This window comes from Stakelama pacifica (genome assembly GCF_004361835.1).
Lineage (GTDB): Bacteria > Pseudomonadota > Alphaproteobacteria > Sphingomonadales > Sphingomonadaceae > Sphingomonas > Sphingomonas pacifica.
In genome coordinates, this window is record NZ_SNWD01000002.1 from 40,958 (window position 1) to 64,545 (window position 23,588).

General features: G+C 63.4%; 25 protein-coding genes and 1 tRNA gene. 13 read left to right on the top strand and 13 right to left on the bottom strand.

Annotation, left to right across the window (positions count from 1 at the left end):
* Positions 1–156 precede the first annotated feature (156 nt).
* The gene (locus tag EV664_RS03345; protein ID WP_133494292.1) at positions 157–576 is read right to left on the bottom strand and encodes a potassium channel family protein; all 420 of its coding nucleotides are present in this window, start codon (positions 574–576) and stop codon (positions 157–159) included.
* A 126-nt stretch (positions 577–702) separates the two neighbouring features.
* Between EV664_RS03345 and EV664_RS03350 the strand changes: the two genes are divergently transcribed.
* The 7 genes from EV664_RS03350 to EV664_RS03380 all read left to right on the top strand — a co-directional run bounded on the left by EV664_RS03350 (position 703) and on the right by EV664_RS03380 (position 6,752).
* A complete protein-coding gene (locus EV664_RS03350; RefSeq protein ID WP_133494293.1) occupies positions 703–957 on the top strand; it encodes a hypothetical protein in 255 nt (84 codons plus the stop codon).
* A gap of 2 nt (positions 958–959) precedes the next feature.
* Positions 960–1,403 (top strand): periplasmic heavy metal sensor, encoded by a 444-nt coding sequence (locus tag EV664_RS03355; RefSeq protein ID WP_133494294.1) that lies wholly within the window; start codon positions 960–962, stop codon positions 1,401–1,403.
* Complete coding sequence (locus EV664_RS03360; RefSeq protein ID WP_133494295.1) at positions 1,400–1,978, top strand: RNA polymerase sigma factor; 579 nt, start codon at positions 1,400–1,402, stop codon at positions 1,976–1,978. Before EV664_RS03355 ends, EV664_RS03360 begins: the two co-directional genes overlap by 4 nt.
* A 33-nt stretch (positions 1,979–2,011) precedes the next feature.
* On the top strand, positions 2,012–3,868 hold the full coding sequence (locus tag EV664_RS03365) for a copper resistance system multicopper oxidase (protein WP_133494296.1): 1,857 nt from the start codon (positions 2,012–2,014) through the stop codon (positions 3,866–3,868).
* Positions 3,865–4,905 carry a copper resistance protein B gene (locus EV664_RS03370; RefSeq protein ID WP_133494297.1) on the top strand — a complete coding sequence of 347 codons (1,041 nt, stop codon included), beginning with the start codon at positions 3,865–3,867 and terminating at the stop codon, positions 4,903–4,905. The genes EV664_RS03365 and EV664_RS03370 overlap by 4 nt, the downstream gene beginning before the upstream one ends.
* Before the next feature lie 19 nt (positions 4,906–4,924).
* A complete protein-coding gene (locus EV664_RS03375; RefSeq protein ID WP_133494298.1) occupies positions 4,925–5,335 on the top strand; it encodes a copper resistance protein CopC in 411 nt (136 codons plus the stop codon).
* 208 nt (positions 5,336–5,543) lie between these two features.
* The gene (locus EV664_RS03380) at positions 5,544–6,752 is read left to right on the top strand and encodes an acyltransferase family protein (RefSeq protein WP_162848765.1); all 1,209 of its coding nucleotides are present in this window, start codon (positions 5,544–5,546) and stop codon (positions 6,750–6,752) included.
* A 221-nt stretch (positions 6,753–6,973) separates the two neighbouring features.
* Here EV664_RS03380 and EV664_RS03385 read toward each other — a convergent pair whose 3' ends face one another.
* From EV664_RS03385 to EV664_RS03425, 9 genes are all read right to left on the bottom strand, one after another.
* Positions 6,974–7,609: a c-type cytochrome gene (locus tag EV664_RS03385; RefSeq protein WP_133494300.1), complete on the bottom strand. Its 636-nt coding sequence runs from the start codon at positions 7,607–7,609 to the stop codon at positions 6,974–6,976.
* A gap of 115 nt (positions 7,610–7,724) precedes the next feature.
* Positions 7,725–9,113, bottom strand: a complete 1,389-nt coding sequence (locus EV664_RS03390) for an NADH-quinone oxidoreductase subunit N (RefSeq protein WP_133494301.1) — start codon at positions 9,111–9,113, stop codon at positions 7,725–7,727.
* Position 9,114: 1 nt separating this feature from the next.
* Positions 9,115–10,608, bottom strand: coding sequence for a complex I subunit 4 family protein (locus EV664_RS03395; RefSeq protein ID WP_133494302.1), 1,494 nt, complete (start codon positions 10,606–10,608; stop codon positions 9,115–9,117).
* Between the two features lies 1 nt (position 10,609).
* Positions 10,610–12,415 carry an NADH-quinone oxidoreductase subunit 5 family protein gene (locus EV664_RS03400; protein WP_133494303.1) on the bottom strand — a complete coding sequence of 602 codons (1,806 nt, stop codon included), beginning with the start codon at positions 12,413–12,415 and terminating at the stop codon, positions 10,610–10,612.
* A complete protein-coding gene (gene nuoK, locus EV664_RS03405) occupies positions 12,415–12,714 on the bottom strand; it encodes an NADH-quinone oxidoreductase subunit NuoK (protein WP_268237627.1) in 300 nt (99 codons plus the stop codon). The genes EV664_RS03400 and nuoK overlap by 1 nt, the downstream gene beginning before the upstream one ends.
* Positions 12,715–12,716: 2 nt before the next feature.
* On the bottom strand, positions 12,717–13,328 hold the full coding sequence (locus EV664_RS03410) for an NADH-quinone oxidoreductase subunit J family protein (protein WP_133494305.1): 612 nt from the start codon (positions 13,326–13,328) through the stop codon (positions 12,717–12,719).
* Positions 13,325–14,233 (bottom strand): NADH-quinone oxidoreductase subunit H, encoded by a 909-nt coding sequence (locus EV664_RS03415; protein ID WP_211338461.1) that lies wholly within the window; start codon positions 14,231–14,233, stop codon positions 13,325–13,327. The genes EV664_RS03410 and EV664_RS03415 overlap by 4 nt, the downstream gene beginning before the upstream one ends.
* Positions 14,230–15,267, bottom strand: coding sequence for a hypothetical protein (locus EV664_RS03420; protein WP_133494307.1), 1,038 nt, complete (start codon positions 15,265–15,267; stop codon positions 14,230–14,232). The genes EV664_RS03415 and EV664_RS03420 overlap by 4 nt, the downstream gene beginning before the upstream one ends.
* Complete coding sequence (locus tag EV664_RS03425) at positions 15,258–15,497, bottom strand: NADH-quinone oxidoreductase subunit A (RefSeq protein WP_229668117.1); 240 nt, start codon at positions 15,495–15,497, stop codon at positions 15,258–15,260. Before EV664_RS03425 ends, EV664_RS03420 begins: the two co-directional genes overlap by 10 nt.
* Positions 15,498–15,749: 252 nt before the next feature.
* On the opposite strand from EV664_RS03425, the gene EV664_RS03430 reads away from it, so the two are divergent.
* The 4 genes from EV664_RS03430 to EV664_RS03445 all read left to right on the top strand — a co-directional run bounded on the left by EV664_RS03430 (position 15,750) and on the right by EV664_RS03445 (position 18,320).
* Complete coding sequence (locus EV664_RS03430) at positions 15,750–16,547, top strand: DUF4396 domain-containing protein (RefSeq protein WP_211338463.1); 798 nt, start codon at positions 15,750–15,752, stop codon at positions 16,545–16,547.
* A gap of 17 nt (positions 16,548–16,564) precedes the next feature.
* Positions 16,565–17,194: a hypothetical protein gene (locus tag EV664_RS03435; protein WP_133494309.1), complete on the top strand. Its 630-nt coding sequence runs from the start codon at positions 16,565–16,567 to the stop codon at positions 17,192–17,194.
* 101 nt (positions 17,195–17,295) lie between these two features.
* Positions 17,296–17,559 carry a metal-sensitive transcriptional regulator gene (locus EV664_RS03440; protein ID WP_133494310.1) on the top strand — a complete coding sequence of 88 codons (264 nt, stop codon included), beginning with the start codon at positions 17,296–17,298 and terminating at the stop codon, positions 17,557–17,559.
* On the top strand, positions 17,556–18,320 hold the full coding sequence (locus EV664_RS03445; RefSeq protein ID WP_425326415.1) for a MauE/DoxX family redox-associated membrane protein: 765 nt from the start codon (positions 17,556–17,558) through the stop codon (positions 18,318–18,320). Before EV664_RS03440 ends, EV664_RS03445 begins: the two co-directional genes overlap by 4 nt.
* Positions 18,321–18,700: 380 nt before the next feature.
* Here EV664_RS03445 and EV664_RS03450 read toward each other — a convergent pair whose 3' ends face one another.
* A complete protein-coding gene (locus tag EV664_RS03450; RefSeq protein WP_133494311.1) occupies positions 18,701–19,888 on the bottom strand; it encodes a tyrosine-type recombinase/integrase in 1,188 nt (395 codons plus the stop codon).
* 191 nt (positions 19,889–20,079) lie between these two features.
* A tRNA-Ser gene (locus tag EV664_RS03455) sits at positions 20,080–20,172 on the bottom strand.
* Positions 20,173–20,344: 172 nt separating this feature from the next.
* On the opposite strand from EV664_RS03455, the gene EV664_RS03460 reads away from it, so the two are divergent.
* Entirely contained in the window at positions 20,345–21,154 is an 810-nt protein-coding gene (locus EV664_RS03460; RefSeq protein ID WP_133494312.1) for a DUF1134 domain-containing protein, read from the top strand.
* Between the two features lie 60 nt (positions 21,155–21,214).
* Here EV664_RS03460 and EV664_RS03465 read toward each other — a convergent pair whose 3' ends face one another.
* On the bottom strand, positions 21,215–22,540 hold the full coding sequence (locus EV664_RS03465) for a dihydroorotase (protein WP_133494313.1): 1,326 nt from the start codon (positions 22,538–22,540) through the stop codon (positions 21,215–21,217).
* A gap of 45 nt (positions 22,541–22,585) precedes the next feature.
* On the opposite strand from EV664_RS03465, the gene ygfZ reads away from it, so the two are divergent.
* Positions 22,586–23,305: a CAF17-like 4Fe-4S cluster assembly/insertion protein YgfZ gene (ygfZ, locus tag EV664_RS03470; protein WP_133494314.1), complete on the top strand. Its 720-nt coding sequence runs from the start codon at positions 22,586–22,588 to the stop codon at positions 23,303–23,305.
* The last annotated feature ends 283 nt before the right edge of the window (positions 23,306–23,588 follow it).

The following is a 23,588-nucleotide window of genomic DNA, read 5'->3' on the forward strand; positions in this document are numbered from 1 at the left end:
AGCGCGATCCCCAAGGGTACAATCTGGCGAAGAAATCCGCTACCCATCGCGACAACCTCCGAACCGGAATGCTACCGAAGCACAGTGCGAATATCTGGACGAAAATATTGTCCGGAGCGGGTGATCTCTTCGGCCCTCGATGACCCGATCAACTTCTCACCTCTCCTCAACACCGTGATGCATCGACTGAAAGACATAGGACGCCGAGCAACTGAGAAGTAGAAACCCCGTCAGCGATTCGACGCCAGCCAGAAACCGTAAATGGCCCACCGGGTATACGTCGCCGAGACCAAGCGTCGTCATGTTGATCAGCGAGAAGTAGAATTGATCCATCGCATCCGGTGGCGAGGATCCAGATAGCGCGCCGAGGCCCAAAAGCCCCCCAAAATAAAACCCTATGGCGAACAACGCCGCGCCGGCCAGATGCAATGCGAGCAACAACGGCAGTAAGCACGCCGTCCTCCGACCATGACCGGAGATGCGCCTGATATGGCGTGCCGTTCCGGCAATCCCCCCGATATGTACAGCGCAAACTATCGCGAAAATCGCGAATGTCAGAATGATAGTGCTCAGCATGTTTCGGCCATGCGAATGCAGATTCCCCAGGTTTCCACCTGCGCTTACGCTCGCCAGGTGTCTTATCCCTCGGCCCGCGAGGGGAACCGGTTGGACAATACGTATTAGAGGTGAAAGCAGGAAGTGATGACAATGAAGCCAATGCAATCCGACGTTGCAGCGCCCCTCGATGCAGCATTCATAAGTGGGGTATGGCAGCGGATCGGCACGATTACCGAACGACAAAGACGGTTGCGCCAAACGGCGTTGAGCGCGCTGTTCCTCGCCATCGCGACGGTTTCTGGGATGGGCATCGCCGGAAGCGATCCCGCCCGGGCACACCCCAGTGCTATCTGGGTAACCGACCATGCCCCCGCTGCGCTACTCGATCTGGAAGGCTGAAGGTGCGGCGCATTGGCCTCGTTCTACTCGTGCTTCTCGCCGTGGCACTCGGCGCACTCGGCGCACTCGGCGCGCTCGCGGTCGATCGGTGGGCGCCGACTCACAGCACAGCGACCGGTCTCCACAGTTTTGTCCATGAGCGGTTGCGGCTATCGCCCGACCAAGAGGCCGCGCTCGAAACGCTCGAGGCACGGTTCGGCGCGCGGCAGCGCGCGCTCGATCTGCAATTGCAGCAGGCCAATGTCGATCTCGCCCGTGCGATCGAGATCGAAGGGCGCAACGGCCCGCGAGTGAAAGCGGCCGTGGAAATCGTCCATGCCCGTATGGGCGCGCTCCAGGACGCCACGATCGATCACCTGTTCGCGATGCGCGCGATCCTTACGCCGGCGCAGCGCGAGCGGTTCGATGCCCGGGTCACGCAATCGCTCACCAGCCAGCCGGAATGACCCCCGGGGGCGGCGAGACGGAAGCACAAGAGCAGGAGCTTGTTCGACGCGCGAGGGCCGGTGACCGCGCTGCCTATGACCGCCTGATCGCGCGCCATGCGCCGCGCTTGTTGGCCATCGCTCAAGCGACGATGGGCAATCGCGCTGAAGCCGAGGACGCCGCGCAGGAAGCGCTTGCGCAGGCGTGGCTGAAGCTCGACCGTTTCGACGAAACGCGCGCACTAGCTCCCTGGCTGGCACGCGTAACCCTGAACAAGTGCCGCGATCTCCTGCGGCGTCGGCATTGGCGCTTCTTCACCGAAAACCCATTCGATCGGCTCGATCCGGCGAACGAACATGATCGTCCCGATCCCGAGGATCCCGTCGAGTCGATCGAGCGGCGCGACGAGCTCCGCCGTGTACAGGCGCAGATCGCGCGCCTCCCTACGTCCCTTCGCGAGCCATTGATCCTTGTGGCTCACGAGGGTTATTCGCAAGGCGAGGCAGCTGCTATTCTCGGCATTTCGGAAAAGGCGGTGGAGACGCGCATTTACCGGGCGCGTGCCCGGCTTCGCGGCGGCGCACAAAATGTTTGAGGGTTGTCACACCGAGCTCGCGTAGTAGGCGATATGAGCACCGAGACATTCCAGACGCCGTTTGGCCGGCGAGATTTCCTTCGCGCATCGGCACTCGCCGGCAGCGCCTTGCTTTCGTGTCCAGCTTGGGCGCGCGGGGGTGACCTGTCGCAGCCGCTGATCCGTCAGGGTTTCGACGAGGTGAGCGGCGAGACCATCGAACTTCGCGTTGGCCGAGGCCCGCGCCGCGTAGAGGGCCGCGCCGGACGCGGCATCGCAGTCAATGGCAGTGTTCCCGGACCGCTCATTCGGTTGCGCGAAGGTGATCCGGTGACACTCAACATCCATAATGACCTCGACGTCGATACCTCAATTCACTGGCATGGCCTGCTGGTGCCGTTCCAGATGGACGGCGTGCCCGGCGTGAGCTTTCCCGGCATTCCCGCAGGCGGCACATTCAGCGCGGTCTTTCCGGTCCGGCAGTCGGGCACCTATTGGTGGCACAGCCATGCGGGCCTGCAGGAACAGTCGGGCCATTACGGACCCATCGTAGTCGATCCCGCTAGTCCCGATCCAGTCCAAGCGGACCGCGATTATGTTCTCCTGTTGAGCGAATTCTCTTCGCTCGATCCGCATGCGATCATGGCCAAGCTCAAAAAGGGCGAGGATTATTTCAACTACCAGCAGACGAGCTGGACCGACGATTATCCGCTATCGGGCAAGGACCGCCGCATGTGGGCGAAGATGCGGATGATGGCGACCGACATCCTTGACGTGACGGGATCCACCTACACCTATCTCGCCAACGGACACGGCCCGACCGAAGGGATGGAATTCGCGTTCCGGCCCGGCGAGCGCGTGCGAATCCGGATCATCAACGGCTCGGCGATGACGTTCTTCAACGTCAGGCTTCCCGGCCTGCCGATGACGGTGGTCGCCGCCGATGGACAGAATGTGCGGCCCGTCGAGGTGGACGAGCTGCAGATCGGCGTTGCCGAGACCTATGACGTGGTCGTCGAACCCGGTTCGGCGCCCGCCTATACGATCGTCGGCGAAGCGATGGACCGATCGGGCATGGCGGTCGCCACGCTCGCTTCGGCTCCCGGCGCGCGCGCGGCGGTACCGGCGCTTCGCGATCCGCCGCTCCTGACGATGGCCGATATGGGCATGAGCGGCATGGGCGGTATGGACGGCATGAAGATGGGCGATGGCGCCTCTTCGGACATGACCGGAATGGATCACGGCGCGATGGGCCATGCCGGTCAGACGGACCATGGCGACATGGCCGGCACGAGCGGTATGGCGATGGGCGCGTCGCAGGGCGGCGGGGGCATGTCGATGTCGGGCATGTCGATGCGTGACACATCGCTGCTGCCGCCCGACGTCAAAGTCGGGCCCGGCATCGACATGGTCGCGATGAATCCGATCGACCGGATGGGCGATCCCGGCCTCGGGCTCGATAACGTCGATCACCGCGTGCTCGATTACAGGCAGCTCGTCGCGCTCGAACCCGGCGCCGACGACCGCGTGCCGTCGCGCTTCATGGAGATCCATCTGACCGGCAACATGGAACGCTATATGTGGTCGTTCGACGGCGAAAAATTCTCCGCCGTCAGCGATCATCCGATCCGCTTCGCGAACGACGAACGCGTCCGCGTGAAGCTCGTCAACGACACGATGATGGCGCATCCGATTCACCTGCACGGCCATTTCTTCGAGCTGGTGAACGGTGCCGGACATCTGCACCAGCCGCGCAAGCACACGGTGATCGTACAGCCCGGCGGCAGCGCGCAGTTCGACCTGACCGCCAACGAATATGGCGACTGGGCGTTTCACTGCCATCTGCTCTACCACATGCATGCGGGCATGTTTCAGGTCGTCTCGGTCGCCGCACCGGGAGAGCGGGCATGACGCGCGCCTTGCTCCTCCTTCCGCTGCTGTTCGCCGCGACGCCCGCTGCTGCACAGCATATGCACATGGACATGCCGATGCCGGCAAAGCCCAAGGCGGCGACCGGGCAGAAGGCCGCGCCGAAGCCCGCACCGATGCCGCCCGCAAAGCGCCGCACGCAGACGACGCCGGCGGCGAAGGCAAAGGCTCCTGCCGCGCCGGTTTCGATGGACATGCCGTCGGTCGCACCGCAGTCGTCCGCGCCCATGCAAATGCAGGATCACGGCGCGATGGACATGCCCGTTGCACCGACGACGGAAACACCGCCACCCGCCGCGGCGGGATCGGGTCCGCCGACCGCGGCCGATGCGATCTACGGCGCCGATGCGATGGCGCCGTCGCGCGAGACGCTTCGCCGCGAACAGGGCGCTCAGAAATATTTCTGGTTTATGGCCGATCGGCTCGAATACCGCGCGCACAAGGGCAAGGACGGATATCTGTGGGACGTCCAGGGCTATTATGGCGGCGACGTCGACAAGCTGTGGTTCAAGAGCGAGGGCGAAGGCGCGTTCGGCGGCGAGAACGAACAGGCCGAGGTTCAGGCGCTCTACAGCCATGCGATCGGGCCGTGGTTCGATCTCCAGACCGGCGTGCGCCATGATTTCGCCGGCCCCGACCGTACCGACGCGGTGATCGGCGTTCAGGGTCTCGCGCCCTATATGTTCGAAATCGACGCTGCGGCGTTCCTGTCGACCAAGGGCGAGCTGCGCGGGCGTATCGAGGCCGAACTCGACCAGCGCATCACGCAGCGCCTGCGGTTGCAGCCGCGCGCCGAGATCAACCTGTCGGCGCAGGATATTCGCGAACGCGGCGTCGGTGCCGGGATCGACACCGCCGAGATCGGCGTGCGGCTGCGCTACGAAATCGCCCGCGAGTTCGCGCCCTATATCGGCGTCGAGCAGGAATGGCGGGTCGGCAACAGCGCCGATTTCGCCCGGGCACGCGGCGACGATCCCAGCGTCACGAATTTCGTGGCGGGCATCAGGCTGTGGTTCTGATCCAACACCAACAAGTTGCTTGCCGAAGGAAGATACTGCGATGACCGGAATAAAATGGGCGGGTTTTGCGCTATTGAGCATGACGTTTGCGGCTTCGCAATCCGCACTTGCGCATACGAAATTGGTGAAGTCCACACCGGCAGAGGGAACCACCACTACCGGCGTATCGGTCGTCACCTTGACCTTCGATGCCGCGATCACGCCTGACAGCGGCAGCGCGGAAATCGTGATGACCGGTATGCCGGGAATGAACAACCATTCGCCAATGGCGATCAAGGCGTTCGTCGCCGCCACCGACCCGACCACGAGAACGGTGACCTTGAAGCTTCGCAATCGGCTAAAGCCTGGAACCTATGCGCTGCGCTGGGCGGTGGAAGCGGCGGACGGGCACCCTATGCGTGGCGAACTCGACTTCGAGGTCACGAGATAGGCTCGGATTCTTCGCAAATCCTGAGTGCCGGCAAACCGATGTTCGCGGGAACATGTCGTGGACAGCGGTCAAGCGTACATTAAGCATCACGCACTCGGTGCGCAGGTTATTCTCTTCCAATTTCCTAACCTCATTCCGGATCTCGGCGAGGGGATCGGGGGTGCACACACGTATCATAGACAAAGAGGAATGCGGGGGTCCGTTTCTCATGTCTATTATGTCGGGTCCGACCCGAGAAACAGCGACCGGTCGCCACCGTGACAGCGTAGATCGGGGTATCGGCCTGAGCGATGCCGGCGCCGTCGTGCACGAAGCTGCGGGCGTCAAACCGTACATCCACTCGCACACCGCATTGCGCGGCATGGCTGCATTGTTCGTATTCTTCTACCATTTCGAGCTCATACGCGCATTCCGGATACCGCTTGGATCCGCAGCACCGGTCATCGCACGCGGCTATGCCTGGGTGGACCTGTTCTTCATTCTGAGCGGATTCGTCATTGCGCTTACCTATCAAGGCTTTCTCGCGTCACCGTCAAAGACATCGGTCACCGCCTTTGCCGTCGCCCGAATCGCACGGATACTTCCATTTCACATTTTGGCGCTCACCTATCTGGCGGTGCTCATGATCGGCACCTCGTTTCTAGGACCGTTGCTGGGGGGCGGACGCTTCTGGAAGCCGCTGACGACGTTCGATTTTCGCCATTTTCTTGAACAGCTTTCTCTTCTCCAGATCTGGGACGCGAAGGCAGCGCTCAGCTGGAACATTCCATCCTGGTCGATCAGCGCGGAAATGCATGTGTATCTGATCTTCCCGCTTCTGGCCTTCGCGCTCGCGCGTGCCCCGGTGCGCAGCATCGTAGTTTTGTGTGTCACATCGGTGTCGATCTACCTTGCGATCCTTCACGCAAAGCCCTCGCTCGATATCCTGACACCCTTTGCGCTTCTTCGCTGCTTTGCCGGCTTCGCGCTTGGCGTCGTTCTCTACCGGGCGCATGAGCGACGACCGCTGCGCGCTAGACCGTGGATGGGATTAACCCAGTGCGGCGCGCTGATCCTGATCGCAGCCATTTTCTTGTCCGGTTTTCATGATGTTTTTCTCATCCCAGCTTTCGCGACACTGATCTACGCCAGCGCCTCGGACGCCGGGCCGATTGGAGCAATAGCGAGGACGCGTGCGGCACAGCGCTTGGGCACCATGTCCTATGCTCTCTATCTGCTCAATTTCCCCGTGCTGATGACCGCCGAGCTTCTATGGCCTCAGCTATCGGGCCTGACCGGTAGCCATCCCGCGAACACCGCGAAGCTTGTATGGGCGGTCGTCCTGACGGCGATTATCCTTGCGCTTGCAGCATTGAGCCACGATTATGTCGAGCAACCAATGCGCCGGATGATCGTGCGAAAATTCACGCCGAGCTAGACGGGCTTGAGATCACGATTTGCGTCGACCCCCGAGCTTTGCTGTCGACCACCACCCCAGCGCGACAAAGCCGCCAAGGAAAATATCGCTCCACGGGGAGGGCAATAGGAAGAAACTCAGGCCTGCCGCGATCACGCATACCAATTCGGCGGCGATCCCAACCCACCAGCGCACCACTGCCTGCTTTGGTCGCACGGCACCGGTTCCCCATCGCGTCCCGCTCAGTGCTGATGATCGTGACCATCCCCGCCATGCGCTTCGCCCGCCGGTTTGGTGTTCGCGCCTTCGTCTTCCTTCATCATTTCATCATGATCGGCCGGCGCATTGGCCACGATCGCTTTATACTGTGCAGGGGTCATGCTCGGCAGACGATCGACAAACGCGACCATGTCCCAGATCAGCTCGTCGCTATGCGTCTTGCCCCAGGCCGGCATCGCCGTCAGCTTGACGCCGTGCTTGATCATCCAGAATTTCTGTGCATTCGAGTGATGCGCATGTTCTGCCAGCTCGGGCGCCTCAGGATATAAGCCCTGGCTCAGTTCGGTCGGCGCCATGCCCGGCCCCAAGTGACAGCCGGTGCACATTTCGTCATAGAGCCCCGCGCCACGCGACACGCGTTCGGCGCTGGCGAGGTTGGCGGGCGGTTTGATTCCGCGCGCATGGACCGCGATCGACCGGTCACGGACCGTGTCGAGCAGCGAATAGACGGCGCGGGTATGCGGGGCGTCGGCGCCGATATTGTACACGCCGGTATAGATCAGCACGGCCGCGAAGACCGCAATGACGATCGCGGCTACGACAATGAACGAGACGCTAGGTAGATGTTTGCGATGGTCGAAATTTCGGATTGCGGCCACGGATTCGGTCTCCCCTTCTTGTCGCGCCTCACGCAAGGCCTCAATTCCATTACGTCACCTTGCGGCCTTTCCCCTCACCCGAGAGAGTATTTCCGTGACGGCGGGTGGGCGTGGATCAAAATGCTGCCAGCACCAATCCGGCAAAAATTCCTATACCGGTCACCCCGACCGCGCCTATCGCCAACGCGGCACCGCTCCATCCGCCGAGTATCCGGGCATTGCCTCCCCGCTCGCCGAAATACATTCGGGCGAGAACACGCAGATAGTAGAAGAGCGATATCACGGTATTCGCGACCGCGATCGCGGCGAGCCAGGCATAGCCGGCCGCGATGGTCGTCTTGAACAGCAACAACTTGCCGACGAAACCAGCGAGCGGCGGAACACCGACCAGGGAGAGCAGCGCCAGCGCCAGCGCGGCCGCGGTAAAAGGTCGCCGTCCAGCAAAACCGGCATAATCCTCGATCGCGGTGCGTCCGCGCAGGTGGATCACCGCGCCGAACGCGGTCAGGTTCGCCGCCGCATACCCTGCCAGGAATAGCAGCAGCGCCGCCGTGGCATCGGGCACGAGCCCGACGATCGTCACCGCCATCAGCGCATAGCCAGATTGCGACACCGAAGACCAGCCGAGCAATCGCCGCACGTCCGATTGCCATAGCGCGGCGAGATTGCCGAGCGTCATCGTCGCTACCGCCAGCGCGGCGACCAACGGCCGGACGCCGGCGTCGATGCCGCCGAACAGCGTCACCAGCCGCGCGAGCGCGATGGCGCCGCCGATCTTGGGCGCGATCGTCAGGAACGCCGCGACCGGCGCCGGCGCACCCTCGGCGACATCGGGCATCCAGCTATGCACGGGCACCGCCCCGAGTTTGAACGCCACGCCGACGACTGTCAGCGCGAAACCGACCAGCAGCAGCGGCGATGGCGCCGTTGTGCCTAGCGCCGCCGCCATGGCGGCATAGCTCGAATCGCCGAGCAGGCCGAACAGCAACGCCACGCCCACCATCAGCACGGCATTGGCGAGCGCGCCGATCAGGAAATATTTCATTCCCGCCTCGACCGACAGCGCCCAGTCGCGGTGATAGGCGGCGAGCGTATAGCCGGTCACCGAGGACAGCAGGATTCCCATGACGAGCTGCAACAGGTCGGTCGCACCGGCGAGGATCATCGCGCCCAGCGCCGACAGCAGGAGCAGCGCATAATATTCGCCCTCGCGTTGATCGGCGCGGAACCAGCCGATGCTCATCATGGTGACCGCGAGCGTAACGGCGAGGATCAGAAGTCGCGCCCAGATCGACGCCGGATCAATCACCCACAGGCCCGAAAACGTCTCGCGTACCGGCGTGCGGAGTTGGATGGCGACCAACGCCAGCGCCACCAACCCGCCCGCCAGCGCGACAAAGGCGCACAGCCGCTGCTGCGCGCGCGGCAGGAACGTAGCGAGCAGGACGATCGCGACGGCGCTCAGGACGAGCGCGATTTCGGGGGCGATGTCGCCTATCGGCACCTCAGCGCTCCGCGACGATCGGGACAGTGCCGAAACCGATCAGCGCGAGCAGTGGTCGCGGATAGACGCCGATCGCCAGCACGAGCCCGAGCAGAACGGAGAGGATCGCGGTTTCGATGCGGCCGAGATCGACAAATCCCTGACGCTCTTTTGGCAGGTCACCGAAAAAGAGCCGGCGAAGCATGTTCAGGAACAAGGCGGCCGTAATGAGCACGCCCAGCAGGCCGATCGCCGCGATCCACGGCCAAGTGGCGAAGGTTCCGGCAAAAATCTGGAACTCGGCGACGAAGCCGGCAAGCGCGGGCAGGCCCAGACTGGCGAAAGCGGCGACGATGGTCAGCGCCGTCAGGCGCGGCGCCACGTCGGCCAAGCCGCCATAATGGTCGAGATCATAGTCGCGCGTGCGCTGCCAGAACGCGCCCGCGATCAGGAACAAAGAGCCGGTGATGAGGCCGTGTGCGACCATCTCGACCACCGCGCCGTCGAGCGCGAGGCGGTGCGCGGCGGCATCGCCGCTCGCCAACGCACCGGCAACCGCGATCCCGAGCACGGTGTAGCCCATGTGATTGACCGAGGTGTAGGCGATCCGGCGCTTCAGATCGCTCTGCGCCAAGGCGACGAACGCCCCCCACAGGATGGAGACGAGCGCGAGGATCGCCAGCGGCAGCGCATAGGCGGCAACGGTCTCGCGCATCATCGACAGCGGAATGCGCACCAGGCCGTAGGTGCCCATTTTGAGGAGCACGCCGGCGAGGATCGCCGAGACCGGCCCCGGCGCGTTGACATGCGCGGGCGGAAGCCAAGTATGGACGGGAAAGAGCGGCGTCTTGATCGCGAAGCCGAGCACGAAACCGAACAGGATCAGCGAACTCCGCGGATCGACGCCGCCGAGCGGCTGGCGCACGATCAACGTGCGCATGTCGAAGGTCAGCGGCCCCCCGCCCGAGAGCGCTAGCCCGATGATCGCCAGCAGGATCGCGAGCGAGCCGAGCAGCGTATAGATGAAGAATTTGGTCGCGGCGGCCTGCGCGTCGCCATGGCCCCACCGCCCGATCAGGAAATACATGCCGACCAGGCTCAGGTCGAAGAACACGTAGAACAGGATCAGGTCAAGAACGAGGAATACGCCGAGCGAGACGCCGAGCAGGAAGAGCATCCAGGCGTAATAATGCCTTGGCTCGCGATCGAGACGGATCGGCCAGGCGATCGCCGCGACGAACAAGAGCGCGCTCATCAGGGCGATCGCGATGGCAACGCCGTCGACGCCCACCCGCCAGGCGATGCCGAGCGCCGGAATCCACGGCCATTCGGCGGTCGCGACGAACGCCGGCTGCGCACCGCCGCCGAAGAACCGCGCCGCGACAACCGCCAGCAATATGAGCGGCACGGCCGCTACTCCAATGGCGATGCCGCGCGATGCCCGCGCGCCAAGCGAGGGAATCATGAACAGCGCGAGCGCGGCGGCAAGCGGCAGCAGGATCGCGATCGTCAGCATGTCACCTCCACAAGAACAGCAACAGGAGCATCCCTGCTCCTCCACCCGCGATGAGCAGATAATAATGGTGCGAGAGTCCGGTCTGGAGCTTCATCGATTTCAGGCCGGTCATCGACACCGCGCGCGCGCTGCCGTGCGGCAGCAGGTCGGCAAGCCGCTCGCCGACATTGTCGCCGAGGCGCGCGATGACGCCCGCCAGACGAGACGTCCAGGCGACGCCCCAATCGATCAGACGGTCGTCGACGCCCGCGAGGCTTTCGGCGAAGCGAACGGCCGGGCGTACAACAAGCCGGTCGATCAGTAACGGCAGCCCGAACCATTCGGCGATCCATCCCGGAAACTCGATCCGTACCCCCCGGACGCCGACCACCAGTCCTGTCACCACGAATGCGAGCGACAACAGCAAGCCGGTGCCGCTCCGTTCGGGAAAATCCGCCGCCAGCAGCCGCGCCGTCGCCGCTTCGACGCCCGGCAGCCACAACAGCGACAATGCCAGCGTTGCCACCGCGAACAGCCCAAGCCCAACGCGCTCGGCGGCCCGCGGCGAGGTGAGCTGGTGTTTTTCCCCCAAACCAAAGCCGAGCGTAACAAAGCGTGCCGCATAGGCCGCGCTCAACCCGCCGGCGAGGATGACGGCAAGCGCAAGGGGCAATCCTTGCCGGGCCTCGGCGGCGCTGACGATCGCATCCTTCGTCCAGCCCCCGCCGAGCGGCGGCAATCCGGCCAGCGCCAGTCCGGCGACGAGCGCGACCGCCGCGGTCCAGGGCACGACGCGTCCGAGGCGCATCCGGCGCAAATCGTAGCTGCCGACCGCATGTTCGGCCACACCGGCGGACAGGAACAGCGGTGCCTTGAATGCGGCATGGGCGACGAGGTGGAGAACGGCGACACCCGGAAATCCCGCGCCGACCGCGACGAACATCAGCCCGAAATGCGCCGAGGTCGACGCCGCCAGGAGCTTCTTGGCGTGGAACTGCGCGAACCCGACGATCCCTCCGGCGAGCGCGGTGGCGAGGCCGATCGCGATCGTCGCCGGGCCGAACCAGTCGACCGCGTGAAGCGGTTCCCACAGCCGCGCGAGCAGGAACGCGCCTGCCGCCACCATCGTCGCGGCATGAAGCAGGGCCGACACCGAGGTCGGGCCGGCCATCGCCCGGAACAGCCAGGGCGCGAAGGGCACCTGCCCCGATTTCGCGGCTGCAGACAAGAGCAGGCCCGCCGCGACCACGCCAAGCGCCGGGCCATGCATGACCGCGAGCGAGGAGAAGGCAAAACGCCCGGTCGCGGCGAAACATGCCATCCCGGCCAGGAACAGGCCGAGATCGCCGAATCGCGTCACGACAAAGGCGTAGTTCGCCGACGCGGGCACGTCCGCGTCGCGCCAGCGATGCCCGATCAGCGCCCAGGAACAGGCGCCGACCAGTTCCCAGCCGAGGAGCAGCGTGACGAAATCCCCGGCGATCACGAGCAACTCCATCGCGCCGGCAAAAGCGACCATAAGCGCCAATAACCGCCGCAATCCGCGCTCCGCCTCATGCGCGGCGGCATAAAGCACGACTGCCAGCGCAACCCCCGGCACGAGGATTGCGACAATGGACGAAAGCGGCGTCAGCACCGCGATCAGGCGCAGCGGCCCGCCCCATTCGAGCGCCTCGCTCCAGCCTTGCGTCGCAGCGAGAACCGCGAGGGCGAGGGTCGCCGTGAGTACCAAGACACCCGCTGCGCCGAGCCCCATCCGCCGTTCGGAAGGCCAGGCGAAGATCGCGGCAGCGCCGATGATCGGCACGAGGGCGGGTAGCCACAACATCAGTGCTTCATCGTCTCCAGTCCCTCGGTCGTGTCGGCTTGGCGCTTCCGGTAGACGGCGGTGACGAGTGCGAAACCGACCGCCATCTCGATCGCCATCACCGCCATCACCACGATCGCGAGCAATTGCCCGCGCGGCGGGCCGCCAAGACCCAGCGACCAGAATCCGACCGCGATCAGCAGCACCCCGTTGAGGATCAGTTCGAGCCCCATCATCAGCATGACGAACGATTGCTGCGACAACGCGCCGTACAGCCCGATGCCGATCAGCGCGGCGGCCACGAGCAGGATCGCGGTCAAAGTCATCCGCCATGCTCCGCATGGTGCGAATGATCGCTATCTCGCTCCGGCGCCCGGCCGGCGGGCTTGCCGCCGGGTTCGAGGCCCGGCGGGCGTGATCCCTCATCGGCGGCACCAAACCGCCCCGACCGGCTCGACAGCACCACCGTCGCCACCATCGTCGCCAGGAGCGTGATCCCCGCGGTCTCGAAAATCAGCATCGACCCGCCGAGCAGTTCGGTTCCGAGGTCGCGAATCACCGGCTTGCCGGCGGCGACCGCGTGATGGGGCAGATCGGTCAGGAGAGCCGCCGCGCCCAACCCGGCAAAGGCCGCCACGCCGGCACCGATCGATACCTTATGCTGATGCACCATCATCATCGGGTTGAGGCCGGCCGGGTTCATCATGAACATGACCATGAACAGCGCCATGACCATCATCTCGACGGCCATCATGAAGATCGTCGCGATGCCGAGATAGGGCGCGGACAGGAGCAGCAGGATCGCCGCGACGCAGAAGAAGGAGAGCATCAGCGCGAATGAGGCGCGGACCATCGAATCGGTGCGAAACACACGCCACGCGGTCCAAACGGCGCCTGCCGAAAACAGCCAAAAGGCGATATCGCTGAGGGTCATCGCATTGCCTCCAGTCCCGCCCAGACAAGATCGACGAAGGACAGCGGCAACAACACCGTCCACAGCCAGGTGAGCATCCGCGCCGGCGGCACGCGCGCCACCAGATGCGTGATCGCGACCAGAACGAGCATGACGAGAGCGGTCTTCAGCACGAGCCACGCCGGGCCGGGCAGCACGGTTCCGAGATACCCGCCGAGAAACACCGTCGCCGCCATCGCGGAAAAGGCGGTCAGCATCGCGAGCTTGGCAGCGCGCCACAACAGCCGATGTGCACCTGAGGCCTCGGCATGCGTGCCGCCGGCGAGGTCCGCCGAGTCGCCATAGTCGAACGGCCCGCGCAACGTGATCGACAGGCCGAGCAGCAGAAACAGAGGCAATCCGAGCGGCTGCCGGACGGCGTTGATGAGCACCCGCTGCGATTCGACGACGGCGCCGACTCCCAGCGATTGTGCAGGTAGCGCCGCGCCGATCAGAACGAACATGCTGATCAGCATCGCCGGCAGGCCGATCGCGACATAACGGTATCCGCCGATAAGCGGCAATGGCGCATTGGCCGACCAGCCATTCAGAAAGACCACCACAACCACCAACGCCTCGCAAGCGCCCCACAGCACGAGACCCGTGGCGATATCGGTAACCGCCATCCCGGGCGCGAACGGTATGACCGAAAGGCCGGCGGCGGCCAGCACGAGATAACAGGCTGGCGCGAGCAAACGATTGAGCCTGTCGGGATGTTCGGTCGCGATCGCCTGGCGCGAAAGCATCAGTGCGGCGCGACGGAACGGTGACGTCAGAGCGGCCCGTACCGGATGGCCAGCCACAGCGGCCTCGGCAACAGCGTCGGCCGTCGCACCGAACCAGATGCCGGCGGCAAGCAGCAGAAGCACGGCGATGAGCGCGGTCACGTCCCATGCCCTTCGCGGTGCTCTTCCGGCTCCACTTCGCGCGGCGCGAGCGCCACGAGATCGCGATGCGAGAAGCTGTTGATGACAAGCATCGCCTCGCTCCATTCGAGCCCCGGCAGGAGGTCGACGAGTCGACCGCCGGGACCGGCAAACGATGACGCTTCTGCATCGCCCAACGCCGCGACCATTCGCGTGAACCGGGTGCGTGCATCAGCACCCGCGATCCTGCCGAGCCCGTCCGGAATGGCACGCATGGCGCCGCTCGCGCCGATCCGTCGTCGCAAAGCGGCGACCGCGTCCCGATCGTCGACCGGCACCGCTTCGCATCGGCGCGCCAAGGCGTCGAGCTCCAGAAGGTGCAGCATGCGCCCCACGATCATCGACCGGCACGCGTCCGCGGCGCCCTTGCCCGGATCGAGCGGAGGGCGCACGATACGCGCCGACTGAATGATATCGCCCTGCAGCACCAGCTCGAGCGCGAGACCAGGCGGAAGGCTTGGATAGAAGGGGCCGACCGTGAAGCTGAAGCTGTCGAGCGCCAGCCCGTCGCGTAAGTCGTCGGCGGTCATCGCCATGGGACGGCCATAGGGGGTTCCGCCCATCATGCCCTTGCCGCCCTGACCATGATCCCCCTCGCCTCGCCACGGATTGGGAGGGTCATCGGGCAACCAATCCGGCTCGCTCTCTCGGACGCGCGCCAGAAGTGCGGCGAATGCCCTGCGGAGCAACGGCCCCGGATCGTCGGTCGCGGAGACCTCGAGTGCAGAATCGGCCTCGGCGAACGGGCGCGTGCCCCACCACGCGGTCGCGCGCGGATGCGGCATCTGGTCGTGCAATCGCCGAAGCGCATCGCGATCCTCGTCGCGCGGTTCGCCGGCGACGATGAGGATCGCAGCTTGGCGGATGTTCGCGACGACCGCGATGTCCGCGCTCGCGGCAAGTTTCCGGCACGGGCCAAGCCAACCCCGCCCTGTCGCCACGAACACGGGGATCGGCGCGCGCATCGCGATCCGTGCGAGCGCCTTCATTGCCACCGAAATACCCCCTCGCGCCAGCCATAGACGATACCGACCGACAGGATGGCGAGAAACATACCCATCTCGACCATCGCCTTCATCCCCTCGGCGACGAAGACGACCGCCCAGGGATACATGAACATCATCTCCATCTCGAAGGCGATGAACAACAGCGTCATCGAATAATAGCGGATGTGATAGCGCTGCCAGGCGTGCGCGCCCTGATCACCACCGCCGAGAAACGGCATCGCCTGCGGCCACGATGTCGGCCAAGAACTAGGTGAGGCCAACTGGCCAAGCAGCGCCAGCGCGAAAATCAGGGCCACCAAGGAAGCGAAATAGAGCAGCTTCTATCTCCGACATCGATACCTGCAACCTCAAACGTCACGCAGGCTAGATGTTCCCCGGAATCAAGCGATTCCGAGGGGTTGTCCTATTTGTTACGCGCCGGACCCCCTGCGCCCCTCGATCTTTTTTCAGTCGCAAAACAGGGAGAAAGAATGATGGGATTTCTCGACTGGGTGGCGCATGTCTTGCCATTCATGGCGTCGCCGGCCTTTGCGATCAGCTGGTACGCGATCGGAGTTATCGGCGCGGTTGCGATCGCGATAGACGCGAACACTGCCAACAGCGCACTCAATCCACCGCTGAAGGTCGCCTGGCCGATCATCGTCTTTTTCTTCTCGCTGGTTGGTGTCGCCCTCTATCTCGTGACGTCGCGGCCTGGCGACATCGGACGCGTCCAAGGACGCAAGGCAAAGACGGAGCGCTTCACGCAATATTCGAAACCGACGTGGCGCAAGGTGGTCGCGTCCGCCACGCATTGCGTCGGCGGCGACGGCATGGGGATCATGACGGCAATGGTCTTTGCCCGCGTCGAAGGCTTCAGCTTCTGGGGTGAGTTCTGGTTCGAATATCTCATCGGCTATCTGCTTGGCTGGTTCATCTTCCAGACCTGGGCGATGCGCATGCACGACAATGGCTGGTTCGAGTCGATTTGGAAGGGCGGCCGTGCGGAATTCTTCTCCATGATCACCGTGATGCTGGGGATGGGGCTGGTCATGCGCTTTGTCACGCCAGCAACGGTCGGTGCTCAGCCGCTGCCCGATACCTACGCCTTCTGGACCTTCGGCGCCTTGGGGCTGATGGTTGGCTTCATCTTCACGTACCCGATGAACTATTGGCTGGTCGCGATCGGCTGGAAACACGGCCAGGGACATGAAGACATGCTGAAAAAGATGAACAAGGACGAACGCGACGGGCGCCGCGGGCAAGAAGCTCGCACCAGCGAACAATAATATTGAGGAATTCCACCATGATCCGCATTGCGCCCCACACAATTCTTGCGTTGTCGGTTCTATCGGCAGGTGCCTTGCCGACCTCACTTCCGGCTGCTTCGCAAGTCGCGCAGCTGGCAGATGCACGCTCTCCTCGTCCTTTGGTCAAGGGCCTTGCAAAGGACTTTCAAAAGGCAGCAACGGCGCTGCGGAGCCCGTCACGCCGGCACGAGGCAATGAAGACGCTTGACGACGCCCGCAGGCTCGGACGCGTCATGCGCGACGAACTGGGACCTGCGGGTGAGGCTGCCTATAAATTCGTGGAATCGGCGCGTCATGCGGTCCAGACAGGGCGTCCGGACGAGGCAGCTCGAATTCTCGAGACCGGCGCTGGACGCTTGACGACGCTGCCCTTCCCCAACCGGTTCGACTCCGTCGATCGCACCAATGTCGGAACGCGTGTTATTGATGCCGAGGGACGGAAACTTGGCCGGATTTCGGCAATCGACGCGGCTGCAGGCAAAGCGACCCTGAAGATCGGCGGCGTGGTGGACCTGTTCGGATTTCTCGATGCCGGCAACCGAACCGTTACCGTGTCAAACTCCGACCTTGCCGCCGGCAAAATGTACGCCGCCTATCTTGGGTCAGAAAGCTCGCTTCCTCGCTGACGACGTCGAATGTCCACGATCGTCGACCAATATTGCTCGAGGTTGAAACCCACTCGGCCAATTCCGATTATACCCTACAGGGGTATCTTGAGGACCACACTATGCGCAGTGCCGTTGTGAACCGCTTGCGGCGAATAGAAGGACAGGTCCGCGGCCTCGCGCAGATGGTCGAGGACGATCGCTACTGCCTCGACATTCTCTATCAGGTGCAGGCGGTGAAAGCCGCGCTCGCCAAGGTCGAAAACGCGGTCTTGAAGGATCATGCCGCACACTGCGTCGCCGATGCCATCCGGTCGGGCGATCCGGCGGAGCAGCAGGTTAAGTTCGGCGAACTGGTCGAACTGTTCGAAAAGGTGAAACGATGAACGACATGAGCACCGCGCCGAACACGCGCGACAGGGCCGCCACCGTATACCGGATGGTGATGGACAAGCATGTCTGTCCCTTCGGGTTGAAGACGCTGCATCTGCTCAAAAGCCAGGGGTACAAGGTCGAAGATCATCCCCTGACCACGCGCGAGGAAACCGACGCGTTCAAGGAAAAGAACGGCGTGAAGACGACACCGCAGACATTTATCGGCGGTGAACGCGTCGGCGGCTATGACGATCTGCGGCGCTTCTTCGGCAAGCCGGTGAAGGACCCGAGCGCGACCAGCTACAAGCCGGTGATCGCGATCTTCGGCATGGGCGCGGCGATGGCGCTGGCGGTCAATTGGCTGCTGACGGGTGCGCTACTGAGCGTGATGACGGCCGAGCTGTTCATCGCCATCTCGATGTGTCTGCTCGCGATGCAGAAGCTGCAGGATGTTGACGGCTTCGCGACCATGTTTCTTGGCTACGACCTGCTCGCCAAACGCTGGGTGCCCTATGCCTATCTCTACCCGTTCGGCGAGGGGCTGGCCGGCGCGCTGATGATCGCGCACGCGCTGAACTGGCTGTCGGTGCCGATCGCCTTGTTCATCGGCGGCGTGGGCGCGATTTCGGTGTTTTACGCCGTCTACATCCAGAAGCGCGAGCTAAAGTGCGCTTGCGTAGGCGGTGGATCGAACGTGCCGCTCGGCTTCGTCTCACTGACCGAAAATGTGATGATGTTCGCGATGGGACTGTGGATGCTTGTCGTTGGTTGATATTGGCCGGTCAGTTCCGACGACCGCATCGATCAGCCCGAATGCGCTTGCGCCGAGCACGATCGGCGAGAAACCCGCTGCCGCACTTATCAGGCTATCCCTTTTCACTACGAACATCGCTGTCCCAAGCCGACCGCGGCCGCCGAGGCAATAACGAGATCCCCAGTTTCCCCCAACTGGGATTAGAGCCCGGCGATTGCCTCGCGCATCAGCGCATCTGAAGCAATGGGCTGCGTAGCGGAGCCCGAAGAGCGTAAACACCGCCCAAAGTCGCCATGCCAAAGCACCGTGCCAGATCCTAAAATAGAGAACCCTCGCCCGTACGCCAGCGGTAGGATTAAAACGTCGTCATCAGGACACCCCTTTGCGCCCAGGTATTTTCATCCACGCCGCAATTGAGCACAATATGACGCCCAATCCTCCATAAGGAGGCGTCGCTTCTCCAGCGCGCGCCCGCGTCTGTAAGCTCGCTCAGTCTTTGATTCGATGGCGTGCGCAAGCGCCATTTCGACTACTTCGCGGGGGAAATCCGTCCGCTCTCCAGCCCAGTCTCGAAACGTCGATCGGAAGCCGTGTACAGTCACGTTTCGACACTTCATCCGACGAAGAACCATCGACATCGCCATGTTTGACAGTTTGTGGCCATCTGTATTGGTGAAAATCCGATCGCTGGCCGAGCGTGATTCTTTCGCCAAACAGTTCAGCAAGCTTAAGGCCACTTCACTCAGAGGCACCTGATGTTCGCGACCCGCTTTCATTCGTTCTCCTGGAACTGTCCAGATAGCGGCACGCAGATCCACTTCACCCCAAGTCGCGTCGAGAACCTCGCCAGAGCGTGCAGCGGTCAAAATCGTAAATTCGAGCGCCCGTGCAGCGATCGCGGGCCTCCTCCGCAATTCGCCCATGAAAGCAGCTAGTTCAATAAAGGGTAGTGCTGCATGATGCTCAACCGACACCTTAGGCCGTCGCGGCAACAGAAGATCGAGATGCCCACGCCAGCGCGCCGGATTTTCTCCGCTCCGATGACCTTTGGCCTTCGCTGCATCGAGCACGCGCTCAATGCGGCCACGAACGCGCGAAGCGGTTTCAGGCAGTTCCAACCAAATCGGTCGCAGAACTTCGACGACATCTTCTGTCTGGATCTCATCAACGGGTTTGGAGAACAGTCGCGCCGCATGCGTACGTAGCGTCGACCGCCACTGCTTACGATGCTTTTCGTTTCGAAAACCGGATTCAATATCGTCAATCAGTGCTTCGGTGAATGGTCCGAACAAAACTGTCGTAGTTGCGGCGATCGACTTCGATTCTCGCCGTTCTTCGATAGGATCGCGGCCTTCCAGAAAGAGCTGCCGAGCTTCAAGTGCTTTGGCGCGCGCTTGTCCGAGGGAGACATCGAGAAGGGATCCGAGTCCCATTTCCCGGCGCTTTCCATTGATCATACAGATAAAAAGCCATGACCGACTACCGGTCCTTCTGACCCGCAGATAGAGTCCTCCGCCATCCGAATAGACACCCGGCTTCGTCAGACCGGCAATCTGGCGAACGTGAAGCTTTCCGCGAGCATGCATCCTGAGAACCTCGAATAAGGTATGCGGCACATATTCGGAAAAAGCTAGTCATAAAAGTGGTCATAAAAATATCTACGGTCTGGGACGAACGATCGCGACCGACCGCGGATAATTCACCCGCATAAAGCGCCGTTTTTCAGCGGTTTTTGTTAATTGCGGCGGTTCGTCAAAGCTCGCCGAAGACCGGCGGCTGGCGGAGACGGAGGGATTCGAACCCTCGGTACGGAATTTATCCATACGGCGGTTTAGCAAACCGCTGGTTTCAGCCACTCACCCACGTCTCCGAGTGTATCGGCCAGAGCGAGCGCCTATAGCGGGGGGCGCGGGACAGATCAACCGGTGTTTATCATGGCGTTCATCGCGAATGTGCAGGCGGTGGCCGCACGGTTCATTGCAGGCTAAGACGCGCCCCGCATAAGGTCGAATCTTCGGCGAAGGACGAGCTCAGGGGACATCATGCGTATTGGTTGGATCGTTACATTACTGGCGGTGTTTGCGGTGACATCACCGGCACAGGCGCAGATTCGCACGGTCGACCCTGACACGGTGATCGACGGCGATTTGTCCAGCCCGCCCGCACAGCAGCAATATCCGGCCCCCGCGACGAGCCAGTCGCCCGGCTATCCGGCGCAGACTGAAACTCCGTCCGATTCCTACGATCCCGGCTATACCCCGCCCGAGCAATCGACCCAGCAGGCGCCGAGCTATAGCACGCCGAACAGCCAGACCTCGGCCCCGGTGTCGACGCAAACCCCCGCTCCCACCGCGCAACAGGCGAATGCCGCGACCTATGAGCGGGACGATCTGATCGCGGCGGCGGAAGGGGTGTTCGGCAAGGGCGCGCAGGGTCTTGCCGGCATTATCGAAGATATTCTGGCCGATCAGGGCAAACCCAATGCCTATATCGCCGGGCGCGAGGCATCGGGCGCGTTCGTGCTCGGCCTGCGCTACGGTTCGGGCACGCTGTTCCACAAGATCGAAGGGCAGCGGCCGGTATATTGGACCGGCCCGTCGGTCGGGTTCGATGTCGGCGGCGATGCCACCAAAGTATTCGTGCTGGTCTATAATCTCTACGACACGCAGGATCTGTATAAGCGCTTCCCCGCCGCCGAAGGGCGCGCATATTTTGTCGGCGGCTTTTCAGCTACCTATTTGCGGCGCGGCGATATCGTGCTGATTCCCGTCCGGCTGGGCGTCGGATGGCGGCTGGGCGCCAATGTCGGCTATATGAAGTTCAGCGATCATCAGCGCTGGCTGCCCTTCTGAGCGAGGCGCGGGTTCGGGGCGCGGCGCGGTTGCTCGCCGCGCCCCGGGACCCATGCGGGATCAGGCGAATGCGGTCGCTTCGAACCGGACCGGCTGCCCGATCGCTGTCTCAGCAAGCTCGCCGTCCCACATCACCTGCTGCCCGCGAATGATCGTGCCGATCGGCTTGCCGGTCAGTTCGCGCCCGGTAAAGGGCGACCATCCGGCGCGTGAGGCGAGCCAGTCCTCGCCCACCATCCAGCGCCGCTTCAGATCGACGATGGTCAGATCGGCATCATAGCCGGGCACGATCCGTCCCTTACCGACCAGCCCGAAAATCCGCTGCGGCCCGGCGCTGGTCAGGTCGATCAGCCGTTGCAGCGTCAGTCGCCCATGATGGACGTGATCGAGCATCAGCGGCAGCAATGTCTGCACACCGGGCATGCCGCTGGGGCTTTGCGGATAGGGCTTTGCCTTTTCCTCCAGCGTGTGCGGCGCATGGTCCGATCCGAGCACATCGGGAACCCCCTGCCCCAGCCAGTGCCACAGCCCGGCGCGATGCTCGCCCGATCGGATCGGCGGGTTCATCTGGGCATAGGTACCGATCGTCGGATAGGCCTCCTCCGCCGCAAGGGTCAGATGCTGCGGTGTGACCTCGCAGGTTGCGATATCCTTGTGCTGCGACAGCAACTCCAGCTCGGCGGGCGTGGTAATGTGCAGCACATGAATGCGCCGTCGTGCCTCGCGCGCCAGCGTCAGGATGCGCCGTGTTGCGCGGATCGCGCTTTCATCGTCGCGCCATTCGGGGTGGGAGGACGGATCGCCCGCACGGCGCAGATCGGCACGCTCATTCATCCGCGCCTCGTCCTCGGCATGGATAGCCACCCTACGGCTCCCCGATGCCAGAACGCGCGCAAGCTCTCGATCCTCGGCGACCAGCAGGTCGCCGGTCGAGGCCCCCATGAAAATCTTCACCCCCGCCGTACCCGGCACGCGCTCCAGCTCCTTGAGCTGTTCGGCATTCGCTGCGGTCGCGCCGACATAAAAGGCATGATCGCACCACATCCGGTTTTTGGCGCGGCGAAGCTTGTCTTCGATCGCCTCGACGCTGTCGGTATTGGGTTTGGTATTCGGCATTTCGAAAACCGCCGTCACCCCGCCCAGCACCGCCGCCCGGCTGCCGCTTTCCAGATCTTCCTTATGCTCCAGCCCCGGCTCGCGAAAATGGACCTGCGAATCGATCACGCCGGGCAGGATGTCGAGCCCGGTACAATCGATCACGCGCCCGGCATCGCCGCTGATCCCCAGCCCGGCGATCCTGCCGTCGCGAATACCGACATCCAGCTTCGCCGGCCCGGACGGCAGGTGCACCGTTCCGCCGGTAAGTTTAAGGTCGAAGCTTTCCATATACGGGCCCTTTCTTAACGCGTCGCCCGTTCCTACCTGTTCGCTATGACCGATACCAGCCCGCCGACCTGGCTCTCCGACCGCGCCCTGATCCGTGTAGCGGGGGAGGATGTGCGCGGCTTTCTACAGGGGCTGGTGACTCGCGACGTCAATCTTGTCGGGCCCGATGCGCCGCAATGGGCCGGGCTGCTCAGCGCGCAGGGAAAGGCGCTGTTTGATTTCATTCTGTGGGATGACGGCGATGCGATCCTGATCGATTGCGAAACGGGCGCGCGCGACTCGCTTGTCCGCCGCCTGTCGCTCTATCGCCTGCGTCGTGCGATCGCGATCGAGCCGGTCGAAGGCGGCGTGCACTGGTCGCGCGATGGCGACAGCGGGACCCCCGACCCGCGACTTGCCGCGCTGGGGCGGCGCTGGCTTGGCGCCGCCGATGATCGCCCCGTTACCGGCTGGCGCGAGCATCGCCTCCGCCTTGGGGTAACCGAAGGCGCGGCCGAGCTGGGTCAGGACAAAATCTTATGGCTCGAATGCAATGCCCGCGAACTAAACGGGGTCAGCTTCGACAAAGGCTGTTTTATCGGGCAGGAAAATACCGCCCGGATGCATTATCGAAGCAAGGTGAACCGCCGCCTCCTCGTCGTGCCGATCGGCGAAGAGGGACCGCGCACCCGGATCCGCTATCCCGATCTAGGCCTGATGGTCGAGCATCGCCGGATCGATGCGCTGGACGGCGCAGTGCTCCCCGACTGGATCGAATCCGACTGACCAAAGCGACCGGGCTTTTGCGCAGTCCGGCGCAGGGCTTATACCGACCTGCGTTGCCCCTGCGGTGCCAGCGTCAGGCCAGGCGATCTGGAGCACCACACCGCCCGCAGCCGCGCATCTCACGCCGCTGCGCGCGACCTTAGCGCTACACGCCCACGGCCCCGGCCTCCGCCGGGGCGACGCATAGGGATTAGCGACGAATATGCACCGCGCTTTTCCATAATCGTCGCCCCGGCGCAGGCCGGGGCCGCCAACGTCTGCCATCACCCCAAGCCAAATCCGC